At 44.0% G+C, this 11378-nt stretch carries 9 protein-coding genes; 1 reads left to right on the top strand and 8 read right to left on the bottom strand.

The genetic code is table 11. From position 1 onward, the window contains the following. Positions 1-79 precede the first annotated feature (79 nt). Positions 80-1030, bottom strand: coding sequence for a phosphate/phosphite/phosphonate ABC transporter substrate-binding protein (gene phnD, locus GCU85_RS09430; protein ID WP_152810934.1), 951 nt, complete (start codon positions 1028-1030; stop codon positions 80-82). Between the two features lie 215 nt (positions 1031-1245). After that, entirely contained in the window at positions 1246-2541 is a 1296-nt protein-coding gene (locus GCU85_RS09425) for a glycerophosphodiester phosphodiesterase family protein (RefSeq protein WP_152810933.1), read from the bottom strand. A 343-nt stretch (positions 2542-2884) separates the two neighbouring features. Here GCU85_RS09425 and GCU85_RS09420 point away from each other — a divergent pair, with 343 nt between their 5' ends. Next, positions 2885-4030, top strand: coding sequence for a glycine cleavage T C-terminal barrel domain-containing protein (locus GCU85_RS09420; RefSeq protein WP_152810932.1), 1146 nt, complete (start codon positions 2885-2887; stop codon positions 4028-4030). A gap of 103 nt (positions 4031-4133) precedes the next feature. Here GCU85_RS09420 and GCU85_RS09415 read toward each other — a convergent pair whose 3' ends face one another. From GCU85_RS09415 to GCU85_RS09390, 6 genes are all read right to left on the bottom strand, one after another. Further along, positions 4134-5474: a DUF58 domain-containing protein gene (locus tag GCU85_RS09415; protein WP_152810931.1), complete on the bottom strand. Its 1341-nt coding sequence runs from the start codon at positions 5472-5474 to the stop codon at positions 4134-4136. Positions 5475-5496: 22 nt separating this feature from the next. Further along, positions 5497-6498 (bottom strand): AAA family ATPase, encoded by a 1002-nt coding sequence (locus GCU85_RS09410; protein ID WP_407944984.1) that lies wholly within the window; start codon positions 6496-6498, stop codon positions 5497-5499. A gap of 71 nt (positions 6499-6569) precedes the next feature. Continuing rightward, a complete protein-coding gene (locus GCU85_RS09405) occupies positions 6570-8084 on the bottom strand; it encodes a hypothetical protein (RefSeq protein WP_152810929.1) in 1515 nt (504 codons plus the stop codon). Then, entirely contained in the window at positions 8084-9667 is a 1584-nt protein-coding gene (locus GCU85_RS09400; RefSeq protein ID WP_152810928.1) for a hypothetical protein, read from the bottom strand. The genes GCU85_RS09405 and GCU85_RS09400 overlap by 1 nt, the downstream gene beginning before the upstream one ends. Then, on the bottom strand, positions 9657-10652 hold the full coding sequence (locus GCU85_RS09395; protein ID WP_152810927.1) for a stage II sporulation protein M: 996 nt from the start codon (positions 10650-10652) through the stop codon (positions 9657-9659). Before GCU85_RS09395 ends, GCU85_RS09400 begins: the two co-directional genes overlap by 11 nt. Beyond that, positions 10652-11359, bottom strand: a complete 708-nt coding sequence (locus tag GCU85_RS09390; protein ID WP_152810926.1) for an RDD family protein — start codon at positions 11357-11359, stop codon at positions 10652-10654. The genes GCU85_RS09395 and GCU85_RS09390 overlap by 1 nt, the downstream gene beginning before the upstream one ends. Between the last annotated feature and the right edge of the window lie 19 nt (positions 11360-11378).

The following is an 11378-nucleotide window of genomic DNA, read 5'->3' as shown; positions in this document are numbered from 1 at the left end:
GGCCAAGCCCGTACGTGCTTGACCGTCTCTGGTTTGACAAAGTGGTTTGACAAAGTGACTCAACAATTAACTGGCTTTATTACTGACAGTTGTAAGACACGTTATTTGCGGCATCAATTTTACGGATGACATCCCAATGTTCCTTAAACGTAATTGGAATAAACTTGTCTTCGCCACTTTTTTCAAATTCGGCTTTGAGCTTGGTGCCTTCCCAGTTAAAGCTAAAAAATGCTTGCTGGATTTTCTCTTGTAACTCTGGCGTCAAGTTATGTGCCGTTCCATAACCCGTTGTTGGAAAGGTTTGTGAGGTATAGATGATGTTGTATTGATCTTCAGCAATCACCTCACGCGCGACCATACGGTTGCGGACTGAGTTGGCAATGGCTGCTGCTGGGTAATCTTTGTTCACAACACCCAGTATCGAATTATCATGCTTGCCTGAAAAAACGGGTTCAAATTCTTTGCCAGCTTCCATATTGTAATCGGCTTTTAGGATAGCAGACGGTGCTTTAAATCCTGAATTAGATGTCTCAGAGGTAAACGCTAACTTGTTGCCTTTGATATCTTCGACTTTTTCGATACCAGAGCCTGGGTAGGTGATAATTTCCATTTCATAGCCGAAGCTATCATCAGCACGTGCCATCATAGTAAAGGGACGAAAACCCGCACACGCTACCGCCAACGGATTAGAGCCTGTATTAAACCCTGAAATATGTAGTCGGCCAGAACGCATGGCTTCGATTTGTGCGGCATTGGATTGCACAGGGAAAAATTGGACTTTTTTACCCGTCTCAGTAGCCAAATGTTCGATAAACTCCGACCACACGTCAGCATATACTGATGGGTCTTCAACGGGAGTATAAGCAAAAACCAGTGTATCAGGGTCGATCAGTTTTGTGGCGTCCGTTGGAATATCAGCAATCAAATCACCGTCTGCGTCTTGGTAGCGTGAGTCTAGCGTAAATTCTGCGGTCGCGACTGAACTAAGCACGACAGAACTTGCCAAAATTGTTTTTAACCATACTTGCATAATTTTACTCCAGTGAGTTATTTATAAAGGAAGCCATATCATAAAAGCAAAATATGACCGTTTTATGACATCGGCAAAAAAAATGGCAATTGCCAACACTAGACAATCGCCAAAGTCGAGAGGAAAAATTAATTATTTGTTTTATATAGCTTATTGATTTATGGCTTATTGATTTAGTTGATTGCGTGTAATTGATTAAATTTAATTACGATAGTTTACAATCCCATGCAGTTTGCATAAAAAGTCGTTGTGGCAGGCCAGTCAGAAAACAGCCCCACAATGCCAACATCACGCGCCAATATATCGACTAATTCATACGTATCCCCACTTTTACTAATCACCGAATTTACTGGCTCGTAATACCAACCACCGCCATCGGTTAACGTACCTGAACGCTCTAGTGTCCAACTGATTAATTTTAATCCGTTGGCTTTGGCGGCTTTGGCGTAGGCCGAAGGTACAATCTGATTGTTGTCGTCTAGGCTGACTAACGTACGAATGGGTGGCGCGATATACTGGATACCACTTTCGACAAACGCAGGCATACTATCGATTTGTTTTTGTATGCCGTTTTCTACTTCGTAGACAACATCATCTAAATAAACGGCCTGTTTGCCGAATTCAGGGGCGTTTTTAATCCAATATTTCACATCCTCGATATTAAACGACTGTGCAAAAACATCGCTTGCTGGCACACGTGCAGCAATGTACTCATCAATCAGCTGCTGCGCATAATCGGCTTGTGAATAGTCACCACCATAAGGCATATCCACCGAAGCTGATTTAAGCTCTGGTGTCATTTTAACGCCGTGTTTTTTGAACAAGGCAATGCTTTCTGCGTGTGTCATCAGCGTACCACGGCTGGCGTACAAATCAGTACGCCAATTGGCCGTACCATTGAGGTAATCATCAACTGTCGTTGCGGCTGTATTGGCTGCATCCATTTTGCCTTGCAGTGTTTTAAATTCAGCCACAGTAATATCTGAGGTGCAGCATTTGGCCGTTGCTTCGGTTTTTAGGCTGCCATCTGCGTTAAACGTTGCTGGCTGAAAATTTTGTGAGCATTTATTCGCTAGATCGGTCGCCAAAATATTAGTCGTCGTATGTAAATCGCATTGGGAATGCCGACAAACTAAGGCTTTGTCCTGCGTAAACGTCACATCACACTCTAAAATGCCTGCTCCCATTTGTATGGCAGCTTCGTAAGATTCTTGGGTGTGCTCGGGGAACTGCATCGGCGCACCACGATGACCGATAGAAAAATCACTTCGCTTAGCAGGTTGTGACAAGCAGCCTTGTAGTTTGGTTTTTAACGCCGAGTCTGTCATATCATTGACCAAAAACGCGGGGCGTGGACCTAATTGGATGCTTGAGTGAAGCGAATGTTCTGCCTCACTTGCAAGCACAGGCTGCACTGCAATCGGGGAAAAAAAGAGACCCAAGGCAAATAGATTCAGGGTAAAAATAGCAACCGCGCGACTTTTTTTAACGAACTTATTTTTAACAAACATTATATCCTCCGTTGGATGATGGCATAAATAGGTATGGCGTTTTACTATAATCGACACTGATGACAGTAATATGACAGCTTGAATTTTTTGATTTTTTATTCCCGCTATCCTACTCTCGTTATTGCTACTCTCGTTATTGATACTTCCCTATTTTAATCCCTGTCGCTAATGGCTTTGTTTTTGACCATCAAACGATTTTGCGGTTGATTGCGCTTTTTTACAAAAAAACGATTGGTTATATCTCCTATTCGCATTAGAATAAGAAAAATCTAAACGTGCAGTATCTACCATTTTATTAACCTATTCATAGGCTAACCGTTTCATTACAACAAAAGAGGTTATTATGAGTTTTTATATTGCCATGGGGGCACGAGAGAGAAAATCACCCTATTTCAAATCAACCGTCAAAGCAGGCGTCACCCATTTTACCGTTTATAATCATATGTATATGCCTGTGTCTTATGGTGATATGTTAGCAGAATATAATCGACTTATTTATGATGTAGCGATTTGGGATGTCGCCGCCGAACGCCAAGTACAGATTATTGGTCCCGATGCCAAAAAATTCATTCAATACCTCACCCCGCGAAGCCTAAATAAATTTTCGATTGGACAGGGAAAATATGTGCCGATTTGCGATCATTTGGGCAATCTAATCAATGATCCTATTGCCATGAAACTGGATGAAAATAAATACTGGCTGTCCATCGCTGATCAAGATTTACTCTATGTGGCACGTGCGATTGCCGCCGAAAAAGGATTCGATGTCGACGTTGACGAGCCCGATGTCTCTCCACTCGCCGTCCAAGGTCCCAAAGCTGAGGATTTAATCGTCGATTTATTTGGTGAACACGTTCGCGATATTAATTATTTTTGGTTTAGAGAGACCGAACTAGACGGCATTCCACTCGTTTTAATGCGCTCTGGGTGGAGCAAACAAGGGGGATTCGAATTATTTTTACAGGACTCCCAGTATGGCGATGTCCTTTGGGATAAAGTCGTCGCTGCTGGGCAAAAATACAATATCGGGCCAGGCGCACCCAACTATATAGAGCGTATTGAAAGTGGGTTGCTCTCGTTTGGGGCGGATAATTTCCCTGACTGTGATCCGTTTGAAGTCGGGCTAGGTAAGCTCGTCAATTTGGAGCGCGAAGACGATTTTGTCGGTAAAGCTGCCCTACAAAAACGATTTAACACAGGCGTTCGGCGTAGTTTAACTGGGTTGGTTTTAGATGGTGAGCCAATCCAGCCTAACGCGCACCCGTGGGGGGTTTATGCAGGCGAAAAGCGCATTGGTAAAATCTCTGCGGTGGCATACTCACCGCGATTAGAAATGAACATCGCTATTGCCCTCATTGACAGCAACTACACCGATATCGGCACTGAACTTACCGTTGATGACGATGCCGAATTCTATAAAGCGGTAGTCCACGAACTACCCTTTGGCAAACGCTGGCGCTCCACCAATCCCACTGAATCGACAACCTAGTCATTTTATGCTGATTTGGCCACATCATCCTGATTAGTGCCCTAATTATTGCCCTAATTATTATACTGATGTTGCGGTCGATGCTGTGGTCAAATCAGACTAGTTAAAAAATACCCGATTGCTTAATATTTAAATAGAGATTAATTAATTTTGCGTTCAAAGCATCTGGGTAAGTGTCTAGTAAAATTAATCGGTTGTTTTTTATTTTAGCAAACATCTGCTGACGGTAATGCTGGTAGGTCTCGCGTGCAGCAAAAAAAACTGCCTCGTCTAAATTATTAACGCGCAAATCGGCATCCAGTAACGGCTCTTTGATATTGGCAATCAACACAATATGGCGTTTTTGCAATGTTTTTATCATCATTTTAACGGCATCGATATCTTCATCATTGAGACTGGTCACGACAATGACCAAGCTCCGACGTTTTTGCCGTAACAGCACATTTTCGGCCGCCTTGACGTAGTCAGGGGCATAGCGCGAACTGTCTAAATCGTAGACTTGATTGAGTAATTGATTGACGCTATTGCGGCCTTTACGTGGCTTGACATAACGCTCAACATCACCGCTAAAACTCATTAAACCAACGGCATCGCCCTGCTTTAATATAGTACGCGCTAAAAAGATAGTCGCATTCAGTGCATGGTCAAAATGCGATAATCGACCTTGCCCGGCGCGCAATCGCCTAGAGCAATCCAACAAAATGAGTACTTGTTGGTCTCGCTCTATTTCATATTCTTTGGATATTAGCTTATTCAGTCGTGCGGTCGCTTTGTAGTCAATTTGTTTTAGCGAGTCGTCCATGCGGTATTCGCGTAATTGAGAAAACTCAGTCCCTGTTCCCCGTTTGCGTTGTTTGGTTAATTGCCCTGTGCTGTTTTCATTTTCTGACAAAATGTCATTTTGATCAATTTTTCTAAAATCTGGGTAGGTCTTGACGGCGGTTTCATTGTCGACTGAAAAGTCAACAGACCAAAGCGCCCAAGGTGAGTGCATCCGACATTGTGTTTGGCTAAAAAGGGCTGGTCCGCGTTGATTAGCAATGACTTCGTAGCGGTAGTCTGCATAGCTGTTGGCGGCGATTTGAACAGCAAATGGCATGACCTTACTTTCGCAAGCGATACCAAATGTTTCGGGCAAATGGTCAAACACCAACAAATCAATTGGCGCATCAGTCAAATTTTTTAGTATCAAGTGCACGGGCGTAGGAATACCAACCGCAACATGGCGCGGCATTTTCCTGCTGGCAAGTATCTGAATCGGTTGGATTCGTCTGTACAATGCGCTGGCGTCATAAACCAATAACACACCCGTCATGACCAGTAATAGCAAAATCCCCCAGCCAAATACGGGGTAATATAAGCGCAATATCGATAACATCGTCGTTGCCGCGATAACCGCACCAAGTAGGATGAGTTGCTTTTTGCTCGGGATTAGCCGCATCATTATGCCTATTCGTTGCAGTTATTTATTGGCGTGGCGCATCAACACCACTCATTAACTGTTTTAATATATCGTCTGGGGTTAACCCTTCGATTTCGACGTCAGCAGTCAATGCAATACGATGGCGCAATACTGGTAATGCCAACGATTTCACATCATCTGGAATCACATGACTGCGACCATTTATCAATGCCTTGGCACGCGCGCAGGCTAATAAGGCAATACCACCACGCGGCCCAGCACCAACAGCAACCCCATGAAAGTCGCGGGTTTTTCTAACGATATCTAACGCATATTGAATCACTCGCTCATCAACGGTGATTTTATGGGTCGCTTGCTGTATTTTGATGAGCTGTTCGGCGTTAATTACTTGTGTCAATTCATCGGTGTAAATATCCATGACTTGTTTAAGTGACAACATATACCCCATTAACTGTTGTTCTTCGGCGGCGGATAAGTGTGTTAAATTGATTTTCATCAAAAATCGATCCAATTGCGCTTCTGGTAATGGGTAGGTGCCTTCTTGCTCCAACGGGTTTTGCGTTGCTAACACCATAAATGGGCGTGTCACGGGTAGCGATTCACCTTCGATCGTGACTTGCTTTTCTTGCATGACCTCAAGTAGTGCCGCTTGGGTTTTGGCTGGGGCGCGGTTAATTTCATCGGCCAGTAAGAGATTAGTAAACACAGGGCCTCTGCGCAAACTAAATTCGCCTTCTTTCGGATTAAATAACATATGCCCTGTGACATCGGCGGGCATTAAGTCAGGCGTAAATTGAATGCGCGAAAAATCCCCCCCAAACGTTTTAGCAATGGCTTTGACAATCAGTGTTTTGCCAAGCCCTGGTACGCCCTCTAACAACACATGCCCGCCAGCAATCAAACTGATTAAAATCAACTCGACAGGCTCACGCTGTCCGATAACGGCCTTATTAATTTCGCGATGCATTGCTTGGAGTTTTTGCTCTATCGCACCAAACACGTTGGTTTGTGCAGTTGGCGCCGTCGATGAATCCGCGTGAGAGATGGCGTTTTCGGTAGTATTCTCAGGCGTGTTTTCGGCGATATTTTCAGGGGTATTTTCAGGCGTTTCTGGTCTCATAGTCGTTTCCTAAGTAAATCAATAAAATGAATTAATTCCACAAACTCAGCATCCGTTTGTGCATATTGTCGTTTTAATACGTGCGCGATTTTATCGCGAGGGAGTGTGGTCTTTTCGTGCAAAATCATTGTCAGCTGCGCATGGTCAAGGGCCTTTGCATTCGGTATTACTTGTGCGATACGTTGATGCAATCGTGTATAACAGTATGATAATAAAGCACTCTTACCCTCATTACGATAATAAAAATCACCGCTACTACGTAGATGGGCTTCTAAAGACATTCTGCTCGGTTTACTCTCAGTTTTTAGCGAACCCAAGCGCACACTGTTTTTCCACAACCACGCCAACAACAACCAGAAGGCGGCAATGATTACCCAAAATCCAATATCAACTGATTTAACTAATAACGGATTGGGGCCAGGTATTGGGGTTTCTGTTAACCATAAAACGGCATCCACCGATTGGGGATAATTAACTAGCGTATGCAAAAACGGCGCATGGTGTAATTCAAAAATACTCTGCGAGTAATAAGCGGTATCGTTGGAAAAAGCGTCGCTGTCTAAGTGGTAGACAACAACATGCCCCTGCCCATAGGTAAAGTGTGAAAGCAAATAACCTGTGTTTTTGGCAGGAAATGCGGCTATTTTTCGCAGAGAAGACCCTGCCAGTATCTCGGCTTTCCAGCCTTCGTCCTCTGCTACCGCGAACCGCTTACCCGCAATTGTCACGTCAGTACAGGGATACCAATCTCCAGCATAGCGCTTTTTAAATAATAATCCGTCTAACTGCGTTTCGTCAGATTGCAAATACGTATCCGTCGTGTCGGCTGTATTCGCCATACCGCCCCAGCCAGAAAACGGATTAGCATCATAATCACGACTCGAAATTGATTGGCAAAGCGATGCAGCCATATCCGATGCGGTCGTATCCGATGCGGGGGCATCTAATATTGGGGTATCTTTCGGCACGTCTGTACGGTATTCATGCTGGTAATAAACAGCAAGCCCCAAGCGGGTAAATAACGACTGACGATTGCGATACTGATTCTCGCTGAGCGCCGTAAAGTCCTCAGGATTAGCTGCCAACGAAAAGGCATTATCACCGTTGTTCACATCGTCATTATCCTCTTCGCTGCTTTGTTCTGCTGATGCGTTGATTCGGTAGTTTGCTGCACCCATCACTACCAATTGGCCGCCTGCATTAAGCCAATCAACGAGTACGGACTGGTCATGATTATCGAGTGCCTTATGGCTATGTGTAATCAGTACCGTATCAATGGTACTGAGCTTTTCAGGTGTTAGCGACTCTACTGTTTTTTGCCGTATCACGGCTAACCCTTTGCGGTTCAAATACTGCTCAGCGATGTAAAACTCATCGTCTTTGGCGTCGCCTTTCAGCCCCGTCCATTCGTTAACTTGGATATAGGTGTGTGTTGCTAAATAGAACACAGCAAACAACCCAATAATACCCAGTGTAATACCTGTTAAGACCCATTCTTTGCGTGTGAGCATCAGCTTCCCCTGCCGTGCAGCAGCTCATCAGATGGCGGCATTGCTTGATCTCGGTGGTTGGTAAAATTAACATGCCACTGCGTAATGAGCTGGTTGATCAATTCGTTTTGCGGCAGTTGATGCGCATAAACGAGATTTTGCCACGTCTGTGTCAGCTGAGAAAAATAGCCAAACACCTGCGTTGACAAGTGTTTTTTTGCCATTGCCAAGCAATCACCTTCGGTATGGCTTTCTTTGATTACCATCCCATAATCAAACATCAAACTGACGAGACTACCCCGATACAATAACGATAAAGCGCCGACTATATCCCCATCGCAAAGCAGTTGATTGGCCTCACTGGTAATATCATCAGGCAACGTTGCTTTACTCACATTCAGCCCAAACAGCGTCGTTGGTGCCTCATAATTATCCAACACAGGTTTTTTACCCAATAAATTCATTAGTTGTAATTTATAACGCAAAATCAACCAAATAATCCCACCAATGCTTGCGACAATTAATAAAAATCGTAGTAGCGCGGCAAATCCCTCTAGGTGTTCAAACGCAAAACCGTCCTTATCACGATTTAAAGATGCATCGGTGACTTTTTCATTAGCGACCCATTTGCCTTTAACTTCGAATGGGTTGACGGATTCATCCAAGATAATATCAGACAACAAGGCTTTGTCTTCGGCAAAAAAATCGTCCGTTTGTGAAGCTTCTCCTGATGATTGACCAAAATTATCATTGCGGCTGCCATCCGAAGCCAGCGCATAACCGCCCGCAGAAACACCGCCGAGAATACTACTGACAACCAGCACTCCCCACATAAAAGTCATCTGACCAATAGACTGAAATCGTTTTGCCATTTGCTTAAATGCCATTTCAATAGACCAGCCTTCGTTCATAATTCGGCGATTTAAATACAGCATAAACCCCGCACAAGTATAAAAAACACCAATCGTCATCATCGCAACTGCATAAAAAAACAAATTGATCACATTGGCAATGACACTCGTATCAGCCAAATAAAAATTAGAGAAAAAGTTCGATAACCAATAATCAGGTAACAACCAAGTCAGCAAAATATAGCAGTTGATATAAATCAGGACCTCGATATGGACTAAACCGATAGTCAATCCCGTAGATGGACTGCCAATACGCAAAAATTTAACCCGTTCGGCATATTCACGTCCAGCAAGCCCTTCTAGCAATTTAACTGGCATGGTCGCCGAGCGCGAAGGCGACAATCGATACAGGCTAAGATTTAGCCACAATCCATTTTTTGCCGCTTGCGTAAAGCTCGTGAGTAACTCGATGGCGCCAATCGATTGACCAAAAATCAAGCGACTCACATTAAACAAAACCACCCGTTCATAGTAGGGTTTAAACCACCACGGTATAAGCAAGGCAATAAAGGCAACCCAGTTTTGTTCAAATGTTAATAACAATAATAAACTCAATAACAAAAAAGGTAGCATTGCTAGACCATAAGCCAACAGCAAGATACCCTTGTAGCGACGGGCGACAACAAAGCCTAAATTAGCTGCCTGAGCGTCAGTACGCGCAGATAAATCAATGGTTATTTGATTAAAATTCACGTGACCGACCTTGCCAAAAAAAGTAATACAGCACCAATAACCAACACAGTCCACCGACAAAATACTTAATACCAATCGGCATCACGATTGCAGACCAAAATGCCTCGATTAACGCGGCCAAAAGCAGCATCACGCTAAACCCAATAATAATAGGCACCAGTGAGCGTGCCGTCATCACCAATGATTCAGCCCGCCGAAAACGTCCGGGTAGCAGCCAAGACAGCCCCAGCCTAATCCCTGCACCGCATGCAATGACAATGGCGGTTAATTCAAATGCCCCATGAGTAATCACAAAAGGGTATAGCGTTTGATAAGCATAACCTTGGTTCGATAAATGGGCAAAAATGGCACCCAAATAGATACCATTAAACACCGCAACAAAAATCGGCAACACCCCAAAAACGATTCCGCTGGCAAAACTACGCAGCGCAATCCCGATGTTGTTATAAACATAAACACCAAACATCATAACATCACTGTCTGCACCGCGACTCTCCCCTAGGCGATCATCGCGATTGTCTGGATTATACATGTCCTCCATACTTAACAAGGTATATTCCCCTAACACATCAAGCGCCAGCTCAGGGAAAAATTTAATCAACATAAACAAGACAATCGCAGGCCCAGCAAACGCCGCTAAGGCCGCTAGCATCACGCGTTTTTCGCGTCGTACTGCGCACGGAAAATCAGTTAAAACAAAACGATACACTTGCGCCCAATCAACACGCCGTTTTTTATGCAACACATGATGTCCATCCGCCACTAAATGATTCAGGCGTTCGATAATGTGCTGGGAAAAATTACGCGTTTTTGCCAAAGCAAGCTGATTGCATAGTCGTCTATATTTCGCTGGAAAATCAATACTATCAATAACTGGCTTGGGGGTTTTCTTTTGCTGCCGGCTAGGTAAGCGTTGATAATCCAAATAGTCTGCCATGTGCTGCCATTCAGATTCATACTGGATAATAAAATGCTGCTCACGCATCAGTGTCTATCTCCCAAAAACCATTTGGCATAGCGCCGTAATTTATGCACTAGTTGGTCGATGTTGTCTTCGTTTAATGTCGTGCGCAAATGCCAAGCAATCTCATGCGCACGTTCGGTTGCGCCCGCTTCGTAATAGCGAGCAAACTCGATAATCGCGCGTTGCTCTTGCTCTGTAAAAGCCATTTCAGGTGGCAAGGCTTTGGCTTGAATCTGCAAATCACGAAAATATTTTTTCTGGGTATTAATGACGATGGTTTTTGCTGCCAAATCACCTAGCCGCTGATTTTTATTAGAAAACAACACACTCACCGCACCAAAGCCATAAAACCCTGGCAGTATATCGGCGGTTCTCAGCAAATTTCTAATTAGTGACCCCGTAAAACTAATGGGGGTAAAGTCTTCGTAAACGACTTGTAACGACATTGCACGTTTACCTGGGCTTTGTCCGTTCATCAGCAGCTCGCAAATAATGTAGTAACCCCACCAAATCAAAAAAAGCAATACCAACAAAATACCCGTCTGTGTCTTACCTGCGCCTGTAAAAAGCAACGCGAGACTAGCAAGCCAAATGATGAGCAGTCGGATGACAAAATCGATGGTAAAGGCAAACGCACGTTGCACTGGATTTGCAATAGGCAACGCCAGCTCGATGCCTTCGGCTGTTTCAATATGGCTGTCTGAGTCCATTCGTTGTTTCATTATCATAAGTTAAATCGCCTTGCCG

It is taken from the genome of Ostreibacterium oceani (assembly GCF_009362845.1).
Taxonomy (GTDB): domain Bacteria; phylum Pseudomonadota; class Gammaproteobacteria; order Cardiobacteriales; family Ostreibacteriaceae; genus Ostreibacterium; species Ostreibacterium oceani.
The sequence above is the reverse complement of the archived record's forward strand: the minus strand, read 5'-3'. Positions and strand labels throughout refer to the sequence as shown.